Source organism: Bacillus sp. DC4300-2b2 (assembly GCF_049895685.1).
GTDB classification, from domain to species: Bacteria; Bacillota; Bacilli; order Bacillales; family Bacillaceae; genus Bacillus; species Bacillus safensis.
On record NZ_JAFCSW010000002.1, the window covers coordinates 464,636 to 477,175 of the forward strand.

General features: G+C 40.5%; 15 protein-coding genes. 2 read left to right on the forward strand and 13 right to left on the reverse strand.

Annotated features, from left to right (window positions below; all coding sequences use genetic code 11):
- Position 1: 1 nt before the first annotated feature.
- The 6 genes from pfkB to ACP69X_RS07255 all read right to left on the reverse strand — a co-directional run bounded on the left by pfkB (position 2) and on the right by ACP69X_RS07255 (position 5,595).
- On the reverse strand, positions 2–913 hold the full coding sequence (gene pfkB, locus ACP69X_RS07230; RefSeq protein WP_305960420.1) for a 1-phosphofructokinase: 912 nt from the start codon (positions 911–913) through the stop codon (positions 2–4).
- The gene (locus tag ACP69X_RS07235) at positions 910–1,665 is read right to left on the reverse strand and encodes a DeoR/GlpR family DNA-binding transcription regulator (RefSeq protein WP_039178192.1); all 756 of its coding nucleotides are present in this window, start codon (positions 1,663–1,665) and stop codon (positions 910–912) included. The genes pfkB and ACP69X_RS07235 overlap by 4 nt, the downstream gene beginning before the upstream one ends.
- 318 nt (positions 1,666–1,983) lie before the next feature.
- Complete coding sequence (locus ACP69X_RS07240) at positions 1,984–3,177, reverse strand: ABC transporter permease (protein WP_041084978.1); 1,194 nt, start codon at positions 3,175–3,177, stop codon at positions 1,984–1,986.
- Complete coding sequence (locus ACP69X_RS07245; protein WP_041084979.1) at positions 3,164–3,865, reverse strand: ABC transporter ATP-binding protein; 702 nt, start codon at positions 3,863–3,865, stop codon at positions 3,164–3,166. Before ACP69X_RS07245 ends, ACP69X_RS07240 begins: the two co-directional genes overlap by 14 nt.
- Positions 3,862–4,959, reverse strand: a complete 1,098-nt coding sequence (locus ACP69X_RS07250) for an efflux RND transporter periplasmic adaptor subunit (protein ID WP_305960418.1) — start codon at positions 4,957–4,959, stop codon at positions 3,862–3,864. Before ACP69X_RS07250 ends, ACP69X_RS07245 begins: the two co-directional genes overlap by 4 nt.
- A 9-nt stretch (positions 4,960–4,968) precedes the next feature.
- On the reverse strand, positions 4,969–5,595 hold the full coding sequence (locus tag ACP69X_RS07255; RefSeq protein ID WP_426052550.1) for a YIP1 family protein: 627 nt from the start codon (positions 5,593–5,595) through the stop codon (positions 4,969–4,971).
- Positions 5,596–6,112: 517 nt separating this feature from the next.
- Here ACP69X_RS07255 and ACP69X_RS07260 point away from each other — a divergent pair.
- Positions 6,113–6,490, forward strand: a complete 378-nt coding sequence (locus ACP69X_RS07260) for a hypothetical protein (protein ID WP_426052551.1) — start codon at positions 6,113–6,115, stop codon at positions 6,488–6,490.
- A gap of 47 nt (positions 6,491–6,537) precedes the next feature.
- On the opposite strand, the gene moaD is transcribed toward ACP69X_RS07260, so the two are convergent.
- From moaD to ACP69X_RS07290, 6 genes are read right to left on the reverse strand one after another with little or no spacing between them, the layout of a single operon-like run.
- Positions 6,538–6,771, reverse strand: coding sequence for a molybdopterin converting factor subunit 1 (gene moaD / locus ACP69X_RS07265; protein ID WP_426052552.1), 234 nt, complete (start codon positions 6,769–6,771; stop codon positions 6,538–6,540).
- Positions 6,764–7,255, reverse strand: coding sequence for a molybdenum cofactor biosynthesis protein MoaE (locus ACP69X_RS07270; RefSeq protein WP_075611343.1), 492 nt, complete (start codon positions 7,253–7,255; stop codon positions 6,764–6,766). The genes moaD and ACP69X_RS07270 overlap by 8 nt, the downstream gene beginning before the upstream one ends.
- The gene (mobB, locus tag ACP69X_RS07275) at positions 7,252–7,776 is read right to left on the reverse strand and encodes a molybdopterin-guanine dinucleotide biosynthesis protein B (RefSeq protein WP_041084984.1); all 525 of its coding nucleotides are present in this window, start codon (positions 7,774–7,776) and stop codon (positions 7,252–7,254) included. The genes ACP69X_RS07270 and mobB overlap by 4 nt, the downstream gene beginning before the upstream one ends.
- Positions 7,758–9,035 carry a gephyrin-like molybdotransferase Glp gene (glp, locus tag ACP69X_RS07280; protein WP_426052553.1) on the reverse strand — a complete coding sequence of 426 codons (1,278 nt, stop codon included), beginning with the start codon at positions 9,033–9,035 and terminating at the stop codon, positions 7,758–7,760. Before glp ends, mobB begins: the two co-directional genes overlap by 19 nt.
- Positions 9,036–9,044: 9 nt before the next feature.
- The gene (locus ACP69X_RS07285; protein ID WP_426052554.1) at positions 9,045–10,061 is read right to left on the reverse strand and encodes a thiazole biosynthesis adenylyltransferase ThiF; all 1,017 of its coding nucleotides are present in this window, start codon (positions 10,059–10,061) and stop codon (positions 9,045–9,047) included.
- Positions 10,062–10,091: 30 nt separating this feature from the next.
- Positions 10,092–10,673, reverse strand: a complete 582-nt coding sequence (locus ACP69X_RS07290) for a molybdenum cofactor guanylyltransferase (RefSeq protein WP_305960415.1) — start codon at positions 10,671–10,673, stop codon at positions 10,092–10,094.
- An 84-nt stretch (positions 10,674–10,757) separates the two neighbouring features.
- Here ACP69X_RS07290 and ACP69X_RS07295 point away from each other — a divergent pair, with 84 nt between their 5' ends.
- Positions 10,758–11,675 (forward strand): sigmaE regulated sporulation protein, encoded by a 918-nt coding sequence (locus ACP69X_RS07295; protein ID WP_075611340.1) that lies wholly within the window; start codon positions 10,758–10,760, stop codon positions 11,673–11,675.
- Between the two features lie 43 nt (positions 11,676–11,718).
- Here the strand turns inward: ACP69X_RS07295 and rok are convergent, their stop codons facing one another.
- Positions 11,719–12,291 carry a transcriptional regulator Rok gene (rok, locus tag ACP69X_RS07300; RefSeq protein ID WP_075611339.1) on the reverse strand — a complete coding sequence of 191 codons (573 nt, stop codon included), beginning with the start codon at positions 12,289–12,291 and terminating at the stop codon, positions 11,719–11,721.
- Between the last annotated feature and the right edge of the window lie 249 nt (positions 12,292–12,540).

Genomic DNA, 12,540 nt, shown 5'->3' on the forward strand with positions numbered 1-12,540 from the left:
TTTAAATGCGTGTGACTTTTACTTGTGGTAATAGTGTGTCGACAAGCTCTTTTGTGCCAAGCTCCTCAGAAAAGGCTGTAGCGCTTCCTGAAGTGACACCAAGCTTAAATGACTCTTCAATTGAAAGGCCTTTTGAAACGCCGGCTAAAAAACCTGCAACGACTGAATCCCCTGCTCCAACTGAATTAACGAGCGTTCCTTTTGGAACATTGGACTGATAGATTCCTTCTTTACTGAATAAGAGGGCGCCATCACCAGCCATGGAGACGATGACATGTTCAGCACCTTGTTCTAACAGCTTTTTCCCATAAGGAATGGCTTCTGCTGATGATGAAATACTCGTCTCAAACATTTCGCCGAGTTCATGATGATTTGGCTTCATTAAGAACGGTTTCATGTCTGCTGCTTTTTTTAACGCTTCGCCAGAAATGTCAAGAACAACTCTTACACCTTGCTCTCTGCAAACTTCAGCAATACGCTCATATGTGTTATGAGGTAATGATGAAGGAATGCTGCCAGCTAAAACAACGACATCTCCTTCAATCAATGAAGAAAATTGAGATAGAAACGACTCAAATTGCGCTTCAGTAATAGATGGGCCGAGTCCGTTGATTTCTGTCTCTTCACCTGTTTTTAGTTTCACATTGATTCTTGTATCTTCTGACACCTCATGAAAGGCTGTTTGTAATTGTTCGTTCTGTAAAAAATCTTGAATATATTTGCCTGTAAATCCACCAATGAATCCAAGTGCTTTCGATTCAACACCGTGACGTTTTAATAGCCTTGAGACATTGATTCCTTTACCACCTGGATATTTTTGATCATAGGTTGAACGATTTAAACCGCCGACTGCAAAATCCTCCACGTGTACGATGTAATCAACTGATGGGTTTAAAGTAACTGTATAAATCATGTTTTCACTACCTTTATAACCGTTTTTTCATGGTAATTATCGAATGAATCTTCTTTTGCGTCGTTTGTGATAATGGTGGCTTCCTGTAAACTAGCAAAGGTTGAAAACGATATTTCGCCAAACTTTGAGGCATCTGATAAGATATAGGTTTTTTTCGCCTGTTTCATGGCTCTTTTTTTCATGAGTGCTTCCTCTGGATCAGGTGTTGTAAAACCCGCCTCGGGATGAATGCCGTTTGTCCCAACAAAGCTTTTGTCAAAACGATAATTTTCCATCGCTGTCAAAGCTGCGGCTCCCACCATGGCTCCTGTTCGATGTTTCACTGAGCCGCCTATCAAGTAAAAGGTAATGCCTTTTCTCATGAGTGCTTCAATGTGCATCACACCGTTTGTCACCACGACAATATCTTGATCTGGATCGATATATTCAATCATTTGCTGTGTGGTTGTACCAGCATCTAAATAAATACAGTCGCCCTGTTTTAAAAGAGATGCCGCTGCCTCTGCTACCAATGACTTTTCTTGAAGGTTTTTGGCAGATTTCTCAAATACATCTGGTTCAAGGCGAATACTCGAAATCTTGGCTGCTCCTCCATGAACCCTTTTAAGAAATCCTTTTTCTTCAAGGGCTGATAAATCTCTTCTAATTGTAGATTCAGACGCATCCGTCATCATCGTTAAGTCCTGTATTTTAATGACATCATTTTCTTCTAAGCTGTCGATAATGAGTTGATGTCTTTCCGGTGTTAACATGAGAACACCCCTTTTGAAAACGTATTCATTTTGCGCGCACCTTTATTGTAATCGCTTTTTTCAACATTATCAATACAAAACAATCAAATACATTCAATAACTATCAAAATCTTTCACCATGGTCATCTTACCTTTATATGTACCATTTGTAAACTGAAAAATATGTGACAATAAGATGAAAGTCATGATATTAGCATTTCTATCATTTTTTATTTCATTCAATGGAACTAAAAAAAGCTTTTATGCGATTTGCATAAAAGCTTTTGATGGGTAATGAAGGCGAATGTAAACCGTTTGTATGCTTTTTACTTCTCTGAATTATTCATACCTGAGCGATTCAATAGGGTCTAGTCTCGCTGCTTTATTCGCTGGAATTAACCCAAAAACAATACCAATGAGCATACTAAACAGTACGCCTCCACATACTACTTGCCAAGATACAAGAGACGGCCAGCCGGCAAATAGTGATACTAACGAAGCACCGCCTAAGCCAAGTGCAATCCCCATCAACCCGCCTATGAGTGTTAAAACAACAGACTCAATTAAAAACTGAACGAGGATTTGAGCCCTTGTTGCTCCCATCGCCTTTCGAATACCGATTTCTCTCGTCCTCTCTGTCACAGAAACGAGCATAATATTCATCACACCGATGCCGCCGACAAGTAAAGAGATACCAGCTATTGAGCCAATGATCGTTGTCATGACGGACGTTATTTGCCCGATACCTTCTGCGATTTCTTCCATATTGATCATTTCGTAAGCATCTTCTGTATGATGATTTTCATTTAATAGGGCAGCCGCGCTCTTTCCTACTTCCTTCATTTGATCAGCATGTGCTACTTGAATAGACAACTTATCATATTCATTCATACCAAATGTGGAGGTGAGCATTGCAAATGGGACATATATTTCGTTCATATCAAATGAAAACATCCCTTTCTGTTTTGCTAACACACCAATGACTTCAACTGGCTGTCCGTTCATCCAAATCAGTTCGCCTAATGCCTTTTGTCCGTTGAATAGTTCTTTTTGTAAGCCATCTGAGATGAGAGCAGCTCTTCTGCCGCTTCTAAAGTCAATATCTCTTAAATTCTGTCCTTCTGCGATTTGTAATGAATGTACATTCGTATACCCTTCATTTATACCGTTAACTGTCGCATCAACTGTCGTATCTTGAAATCTCAGCTGCATTCCTTGTGCAGTCGAGGAGGCGACCTGCTTCACCCCATCGATTGTTCTAATGCTTTTTATGTCTTCCTCAGTAAATGCGGCTTCGAATAAGGCATTTGGATTTGCATTTAATTCTTCGTCAGAAGGCGTATATGTCATATCAATGGTATTGTTTGGACCTGAAATCGATCCTTTTAACATTTGCTCACCGCCTTGACCGATCGCCACGACTGCAATGACTGATCCAACACCAATAATAATCCCAAGCATCGTTAAAATAGAACGTAATTTATGAGCTAAAACCGAATTCAGCGCTATTTTTATATTTTCAAAGAGTTTCATTCATAGCGTCCCCTTGTATCCATCTATCTTCAACAAGCCGTCCATCTCTCAAAACGACAGTCCGATTTGTATACGCAGCTATTTCTTCTTCATGGGTGACAAGCACAATCGTTGTCCCTTCCTCATTCAGCTGTGTAAACTGTTCCATAATTGAGATGCTTGTTTTTGAGTCGAGAGCACCAGTCGGTTCATCTGCTAAAATCAGCTGAGGCTTATTGACAATCGCTCGTGCAATTGCCACCCTTTGCTTTTGTCCTCCTGACAACTCACTTGGCATATGTTTCATTCGATCTGCCAAACCAACCTTTTCAAGTGCCAATTCCGCACGTTCTTTTCTTTCCTTTTGACTGATCCCAGCGTAAATCATCGGCAGTTCCACATTACGCCTAGCATTTAACCTTGGCAGCAGGTGAAATTGCTGAAAAACAAACCCAATAGATTGATTTCGAATGACTGCAAGCTCTTGATCCTTTGCTGCTGACAGCTCTGTACCTTGAAAATGATATTGTCCTGTCGTTGGGCGGTCTAAACAGCCAATAATATTCATTAACGTTGACTTTCCAGAGCCGGACGGGCCCATAATGGACATATACTCGCCTTTTTCAATGACAAGATTCATGTCACTTAATACATCAAATGTTTCGTGTGCGACCTCATAGCTTTTTGTCACGTTGGAAAGCTGAATCATTCAGCATTCACTTCCATTCCGTCATACATGTCATCTGTTGGATGAGCAATGATTTGATCCTCTGCCTTGACACCTTTTGTCACTTCAAGATCATGACCTGACGTTTCCCCTATGACCACTTTTACTTTTTTCAGTTCATTTTTTTCAACAACATAAACGTATTGTCCATCAGTCTCTTTTTTTACCGCTGTTTCAGGAATCGTTTGCGCTTGGCGCTTATCTGTTTCAATTTCCATGATCATTTTAAAACCAGGCTTCGCCTCAGGTTTCTTTCCCTTTATTTCTACTACAACAGGATATTGAACCGTTTGGTCGCTCGAAGTTGTTTCGGCTGCCGTCTGGACAGGAACAGCGCCTACTTTTTTCACGACTCCTTGCCAGCTCTTCCCGCGAATGACATCAGACGTTACCTTCACTTTTTGTTTCTTTTTGATTTTTATGGCATCATACTCTGAGATCAAACCCCGCACGATCATTTTTTTCTCATTACCAATATGGATGATTGGCTGCCTTTCTTCCGGCTTACCTGCCCCGGTCTCTTGCTCAATGGAAATCACTGTTCCATCAATTTTACTATGTACGGTTAAATCTTCTATTTGAGCCTTTACTTTTTCATGGCTGATCTCTGCTTGCTTTTGTTCTAATTCAGCCGCTTTCAGTTCTAATTGAAGCTGATCTCGCTCGCTATTGTCATTAGCTCCTGCTTTTTTCTCATCTAATTCAATCAGCCTATTTTGCAATTGTTCCAGTTTTAATGTACTTGATTCAGCGGCTAGTGCTTGCTGCTGCTCCTCAAGCTCCAGTTCCTTATTTTCATATGTAAGAAGCGGCGTTCCAGCCTTTACCTTTTCCCCTTCTTTCACAGCAATTCCCTTCAATTTCCCCTTTTCCTCTTCTTCATAGATGAACTGCTCTTCAGAGAATGAAAGTGTCCCGGGTGTCATCACGGTAGATGTGATTTCTTTTGGTGTGAGTTTGACTGTTTCAATCGCTGCTGTAGAAGCAGGCTTTGCTTGGTTTTTCGCAATATTAAATCCAATAAATAGTCCAATCACAATAATTAAAATTGATCCGATGATGATTTTCTTTCTCATAAAAACCTTCTACCCCCAGCTTACTGATATGTTAATTGCCGTTCCTACATATTGGAAAATTAATGATAAGATATAAAAAACGCCTATAATCACCCAAGAAATTCTCGGAGATATACGTCCAACTTGGATGAATAAAAAGCCTGTTAAAACAAGATTCCAGATCACAAATAGATCGATATTGGCTAACACCGCCTGCCATGGACCAGAAATTCGAATGAGCGCATTTAACGAGGTAATCGTGATGTCTTTTGGAACATGAAAAAGGATGACTGCCAAATGAGAAATAATCGCCCCAATGATCGTAACGGGTGTAATGAACAGAACCGCTGAAAACAGCTGCCGAAATGATGCATCACCTTTCGCTAAAAATACAATGAATTTATATATAGCCGCATTGATGACAATTCCAAATACCAGACCAATGAGCGTCACCACATAAACAACAGGTACCGGCAAACTTAAATCTGCCCACATTCCTTTATTTACGAGCTCAGACAAATAAGTCACAACGACTGTTAAAATAAGCACACAAGATAAAGGCCACCAAACAACTGGATTTTCCCACACTCTTTTCAGGTGCTCTGATGGTCTTGTACTCACTCCAATGATCGTGGGTTTTTGCATGTTTTCATTCATCAAATGTCATCCTCTCTATGTCAAGCAAGTATGCAAACGCACAATGACGCTCTTTTTCTTTCTATTTTATCAAAAGATTGCCAAAAAGTGATCAATCATTTAATTTTCTTGTTTTCAATGAGAAAAATTTTTATCTATTATTCTATTTTCACGAATGAAACACTTCAAATGCCCCTATGATCCGACCATATTCATATCAAGAATCGTGCTTTTACTGACTTAAAAACATTTTATTAAGTAAACAATATGTCTTTCGGAATAAATATCCTTTTCTTTTGGATTCGCATGGACTTAGATAGACACAACAATTTTTTGTTAAAATAATCCTAGTAATTTCAACAAATCCCGGCTTTATAGGACTATGATTGGTTTCTTTTATAGAACAAATAAGTCTTTAGTATCAATACTTTCATATTAAAAAATTAAAAAGAAAGGGATTTTACTTGATCAAAAGTTATTTTTTCATATAATGTAAAATAGAGGTAGGTTAAATGATAGTGGAAATGGAGTCAAGTGAATGTTAAGAGAAAAATTGAAAATGCAATTGATTTTACTGTATGAAAAGGAACAAGAAGCATGGCAATACTTTCGAAAGGAAAGAGAATCGATTTATCATGAGCTCAAATTACTTGATATGAAAGAAAGCAGACCTTCTAATGACAAAATATACTACGCTGCAAGATGTGTAGATATTATTAAAGAGAAAAAGGGAAGCATTGTGAGCACAAAAGAATTAAAGGAACAGCTTCAAGCCCAAACAGATTTCAATGTGAGACGAATCAGCGAATTGTATGATCTCATTCAGCAGCTCGATCCTCACATTTCTAAAGCAAGAAGGGGATGTTTTATTTACGAAGATCACACCCAAGTACCTCTAAAAACTTTTCACACATAAAAAATTGGTTACAGCCGGGTGGCCATAACCAAATCCTCTAATATCTATTATCCACCACTTACAGGAGGAATGAGTGCAACAGTGTCCCCGCTACGCACTTCAGCATTTTCCCTCATATATATTTCGTTGACTGCAACCATTACGTTTTGTGCAGCATCAACACCATATACCTCCTGTAATTCTATTTTAATCTCATCAACCGTTGTTTGATCTTTTTGAATGATGATTTGTTGTTTACCGGCCTTCTCAGCAAGGCCGGCGAACAATAATACATTAATCATGCTGATCACCTTCTTTCTCTGCAAGTTGAAGTTTGCTAGGTTTACCTTCTGGATATGAAACCGTTTCAAGCTGATCACCTATCCAGGCTTCTCCGTCTTCCCAATATTCTTTTTTCCAAATGGGAACGATTTCCTTGATTCGTTCAATGGCATATTCATTGGCTTCGTAGGCAGCCTTCCTATGAGGAGACGAAACGGCGATCGCAACAGCAATATCCGTTATCTCAAGTGTTCCAATCCGGTGCACAATTGCTGCTTCAGTGTCAGGCCATCGATTCTTGATTTCTTGTCCAATCTGCCTTAGCATGCTTTCCGCCATTGGTATGTATGCTTCGTAGGTTAAACGCAATGTTTTCTTGCCGTTTGTCCATTCTCTGACCGTCCCGATAAACGTCGTAATCGCCCCTGCCTTTCGTCTTGTCACATGCTGAATCAATTCGTTTACCTCAATCGGCGTTTTTGTTATTTTAAAAAGTTCGCTCAAAACGTGCCGCCTCCCTTCAATAAGTGAAAAGCAAATGTCATCCCGCGCTTATCAAAAGCTGAAAACACAGGAAACGGGTAATTTTCGGTTAATTGATCCTCTTGAGAAAAATAAATAGCTGCTTGTATATTGGAAAGAGTGGAAAGGTCAATAAGCTCCTCTTCATTCTTTACACAAACGATTTTGCGATAAGGCGCCTGTTTGTACCCCTCTATGAGCACAGCGTCTAACGGAAGATGCTGACACATGTTGAGCAGCTGCTCTAACGTGAAGTCCTGCATCGAAAAGTGAAATTCACCTTCTCCTTCCACACCTGCGGCATAGGCACCTGCCTGAATATATCGATCAGTATCTTTTTCTTTGAAAAGTCGATCTGGTGTCCCGCCATGTCCATGGTGTTTAAAGCAGCCTAGCTTCAGTCCTTCACGTTCGGCCAGCTGACAGAGCTTTTCGATCAATGTGGTCTTGCCGCTATTTTGAAAACCGACTACCTGTAATATGCTTAATTTGTCATCCAGCATGGAGACCCACCGCCTTTGTGCTGAAACAGCAGAACATCAACTTGATCACCTGCTTGAAAACCTCTTGTTCCCCCAGGCAGCATGATGAAACAGTCAGCCTCTGCAATAGAGGTCACTGCACTTGATTTATCAAGACCTGTCGGAGTCACACTGATCTGACTCCCAGTGAATTGAAGAGCCGCCCTGACAAAACGAGTAAACGGATTGGCTTTTGGAAAATCATGTGTGAGTTTCGCCTCAGCAAAAGCAGGAAACGGATTGTCTTTCATATACCATTTATAAATGATCGGTTTCACAAATAATTCAAAGCCTACAAAACAGGCAGCAGGGTTTCCGGACAGCCCAAACAGCAATTGACCATTCGGCATTGCAGCCACAGTCGTCACACTTCCAGGTCTCATGGCTACTTTATTAAACAGTACCTTGGCTCCCAGCTTTTCATAAATGGCAGGCAGAAAGTCAAAATCACCCACTGACACACCGCCTGTTGTGATTAGAATGTCTACCTTGCTTATGGCTGCTTTTACTGCATGATAACTTTTGTCAAAATCATCGGAGACTCCGCCTAAATCTAGCGGTTCAGCTCCGGCCTCAAGTACTTGCGCATAGACCATACTAAGATTACTATTTCTAATCTTGCCGTCCACCACGGCATCACTTACTTGAAGAAGCTCTGTGCCCGTTGAGATAATTCCAATCATCGTTTTTTTGACAACTGGCACTACCGCATATCCGAATGTCGCCAATAGAGCCGTGACGCCAGGAGTGACACCTGTTCCTTTTTTGACCATCACGTTTCCTTTGAGTACCTCTTCTCCTTGACGAGAAATATTGTCTCCCTTTTTCAGCGGTCTTTTCAGTGACATGAATGATTTGCCTTCTTTTTCGAAAGTCTTCGTCAGCTCAATCATGATGACGACATTTGCGCCATTTGGAATTTTTGCTCCTGTCATAATACGGATGGCCTGAAAGGGACCGATGGTTTTTGCTGAGACCATTCCTGCACCAATATGATCAATGACCTCGAATTCAACTGGGTGCGCACTTGACGCTTCTTTTGTGTCTTCTGCCCGAAGTGCAAAGCCATCATACGGAGAACGATCAAATGCCGGAACATCATGGTCTGCCAAAATATCTTCTGCAATAAACCTTCCAAGGCTATCCTTTAAAGGGACCCATTCTATTTCTCCATGTTTTTCGTATTGGTGAACTTTCTTTATGGCCTCTTCTACTGATATTGGCTGCCGTCTTTCCATCACACTTCACTCCTATATCCCTAGCAGTCTCGCTAGTAATGAATTGGCTTCTTTTTCATCATTTGTTCCATGGATTAATGCACGTCCCCCTTTGAAACAGACCATTCGGTAATTTTCGTAGCGTACATGGATTAAGAAGTCGTTTACTTCCACCTCACATATAGATGAGAGACGCTCTTTTATATGCCGAAATGAGAGTTTTGCTAAATCCTTTGAAACAATTTGAACAGTGTCACGTCCGCAAAGGACCGTCGATTTTTTACGCTGATCATGTAAATAAGGATAGGTTCTTGCCGTGCCGCAAGTTGGACAGGTCTTCTCTTTAGTGCGAGATAAATCCATTTTAAAGGATGTAGACTGCCAAAGATCAAACGTGACAAACCTCCGCTCGATTTGCTCTTCATGACCAGTTAAATATTTGAGTGCCTCTGTTTGCTGATAAGCAGAAACCATTTGAACGGCAGGTGAAATAATCCCCGCTGTATCGCACGTCAAGCCGCCAACAGGCATTGCCGTGAACACACATGATAAACATGGCGTTTTATCCGGCAATATGGTCATATACATCCCCTGACTGCTCACACAAGCGCCATATATCCACGGCGTCTTCGTTTCTAGTGATAAATCATTCATCACCATTCTTGTCTCAAAATTATCTGTTGCATCAATGACGATATCTGCTCTCTGGAATAACGGTCTTAACAGCTCCGCCCCTGCATCTTCAATCAGGGCGTGTATGGTCACTTCATGATTAATCTGCTCGAGACGTTTTTTTGCGGCAACTGCTTTTGGTACATGTGCCTTTGCATCTTGTTCCGTGTACAGCTGCTGCCGCTGTAAATTTGAAAATTCCACATAATCACGATCGACAATCGTCAACGTACCGATGCCAGACCGGACAAGCCCTTCCGCAGAAGCGGTACCAAGTGCGCCGGCTCCAACGATCAGAACATGACTTTCAGCCAGCGCATGCTGTCCTTTTTCCCCAATCGGAGGGAACAAAATTTGTCTTGAATATCGATCATTCAATGCTGTTCTCTCCTCACCGTTTTTTATGTATCATATCATACCGTTTTCAGGTAAATCGCTTCTTTTATTGATATTACGAAATTCATTTGATGTCACGTTCAGCTCTTCCTCTGAAACGATGCGCACCTGAAGCTTTTGAAGCAAATCCTTAATGGCTAATTGATTCTCTTTTAAACACGCGCAAATAAACGGCAGAGAGCGGCGGTGATAAAGTGCAAATAAAGGCTGTAATCTGCCCTGAACAAGCGGGATAATGGCATCTGCGCGCTCACTGCAATAGGATGATAATACTTTCGCCGTTTCCTTCCGTATGAAAGGCATGTCACATGCCGTCACTAAATACCAATCTGCTTCTTGCTTTTGCATCGCTGTATATATGCCGGCAAGCGGTCCGCATCCGCGCACCTCTTCATCATCTAACCAAACACTTTGTTCACCTCTTGCTTTGAAAAAAGGAAGAAGCGATGGATGACTGATGATGACAGTCTGCCTGTCTAAAAGCTGCTCTTTCACATGCTCATATAATGGTTTCCCTTGAAACATATGGCTTGCCTTTGGCTCTCCAAAACGTCTGGAAGCTCCTCCAGCTAAAATCACATTCACTACGTGCATCCTCTCATCCTCCTTTGATATGGTTGTTCTAATCGCACTCCTTTCGCATACTTTATTGGTAACATGAATAAGGAGGGTCTATCGATGAACAGGCGCCATGCTTCTCCCCTATTCCATGATTTATCTCAAGAGAATTTATACTTAAAAGCTGAAACTGCGAAATATCAACAAATGATCTCTGATTTACAGTCCTCATATACGTATTCTAAAAATAAGAAGTTAACTCAAGAATATCATGAGATGAAAAAGGATTTCACGCAATTAAAACAACAATTGGATGAAATGACCAATGATCAACATGATGCTGCCTCAAAAATACAGGATCTCTCCTACAGCAAATCAGAATTGTTACATAAAATGGTCCTTCTCCATGAGATGCTGCAAAAGGAAACCTATCATAGAAGAAAAGAAACCGAAGAAAAACACAAGCTGCATTTGAAAGTTGTCAAATATAAGGAAATCTCGCAACAATTAAATGAACGGATAGAAGATCAAGATAAACGACTTGCAAAAGAGGAGAAAAAAGGAAATACTTTATCCGCAGTGATTGAAAAGCTGCAGCAAACATTGGGCGATAAAAACGCAGAGCTCCATGTATTACAGGAAGGCGTCAGACACCTTCAAGAGCGTTTTTATGAAACGCAGGAGAAATTACTGCAAATTGAAAAAGCAAAAGAAGCGATTTTTTATGAAACGCTCACGAGCTATCAAAAACAGTTAGCAGAAAGCGAGGAATGGATCGCATCTCATTTTGCTGATATTGACCAGTCAGCACAAACAAATTCACAGCCATTCTCACGAGACCGCATCCTGCAAACGACAGAAGAAATCGAACCGATTTTGAAGAAACTCAACGAACAAGTTCAAACACTTCAGGAACAAGTCGATGCTGTGCAGCGTAATGGAGAAGTCATGACAGTCAAAATCGACGGCTTTAAAAAACAACGTGATCACCTGCCTAAGGAACGCAAAATTGTCTATACAGTTGATCAAAAGAAGTAATGAAATAAAAAACTGCTGGCTTGACGCCCAGCAGTTTTTTTATTTATTCGTCTTCTGTTTGAATGTCGCCTTCTAAAATATACTGTCCGCGATAAGGCTTCTTCACTTCAGGATACATTTTAATTAAGCTTTGCATAAACGTTGTCATATTTGGGATTTCAAGACCGCTCTCTTTTTCGATCTCTTTTTGAAGCTCTGAGCTTTTAATCGCTGCATTATGACGTTTTAACGTTTTAATCGCAGCTTCACGTAGCTTCGCTGCCTTTGAGCCAGGACGAGCTGTGCCTCTTCTGCGTCTTGTCGATCCTTCAGGAATACCTACAGGTGCACCGTTTAGCTGTCCTGTTGCTAAAGATGATGATTGTGGTTGTGCCGGCTGCTGATAGCTTCTCATTTCTTGCGCAGCAAGCTCAGCTAATACAGGCAGTGAATCTGTCTTTCTTTCTGTACGTACTTCTTTTTTTGTATCTGACACTAGACCTGTTCCTTGACGGTCTAATTCTCTTAATTTTGCATAAATCGCATCGCGCTCAATTTGATATTCACGGATGACCTTTACTTCTGCCTCGTTTAATTGTTCCAATCGTAAACGTAACGCTTCCCTCTCATTAAACAATGGATTTCCCCCTCATCATATAAAAAATATTCTATAGTAAATATTAGATTAGAAAACTAATTTTATCAACTATTTTTTTATCATTTTACAGTTTGCTAACAGATAGGTATTTTCAACTAAAATTTTGCCAAAGAAGAAAAATCGGCACCCATTTCATTGCCACTATAGGCTTTTGACAAACCTTAAAATATTGTAAAAAAATTGAATAAACGCTTATACTACTTGATTTATATAGTTATTTACCTAACT

Coding starts and splice junctions, on each gene's coding strand:
- ACP69X_RS07240 (WP_041084978.1), bottom strand. CDS start 3,177: ATGAAACTCTTTGAAAATATAAAAATAGCGCTGAATTCGGTTTTAGCT.
- ACP69X_RS07295 (WP_075611340.1), top strand. CDS start 10,758: ATGAACAGGCGCCATGCTTCTCCCCTATTCCATGATTTATCTCAAGAG.
- ACP69X_RS07245 (WP_041084979.1), bottom strand. CDS start 3,865: ATGATTCAGCTTTCCAACGTGACAAAAAGCTATGAGGTCGCACACGAA.
- ACP69X_RS07255 (WP_426052550.1), bottom strand. CDS start 5,595: ATGAATGAAAACATGCAAAAACCCACGATCATTGGAGTGAGTACAAGA.
- moaD (WP_426052552.1), bottom strand. CDS start 6,771: ATGATTAATGTATTATTGTTCGCCGGCCTTGCTGAGAAGGCCGGTAAA.
- ACP69X_RS07250 (WP_305960418.1), bottom strand. CDS start 4,959: ATGAGAAAGAAAATCATCATCGGATCAATTTTAATTATTGTGATTGGA.
- ACP69X_RS07235 (WP_039178192.1), bottom strand. CDS start 1,665: ATGTTAACACCGGAAAGACATCAACTCATTATCGACAGCTTAGAAGAA.
- pfkB (WP_305960420.1), bottom strand. CDS start 913: ATGATTTATACAGTTACTTTAAACCCATCAGTTGATTACATCGTACAC.
- mobB (WP_041084984.1), bottom strand. CDS start 7,776: ATGCTGGATGACAAATTAAGCATATTACAGGTAGTCGGTTTTCAAAAT.
- ACP69X_RS07290 (WP_305960415.1), bottom strand. CDS start 10,673: ATGCACGTAGTGAATGTGATTTTAGCTGGAGGAGCTTCCAGACGTTTT.
- ACP69X_RS07260 (WP_426052551.1), top strand. CDS start 6,113: ATGTTAAGAGAAAAATTGAAAATGCAATTGATTTTACTGTATGAAAAG.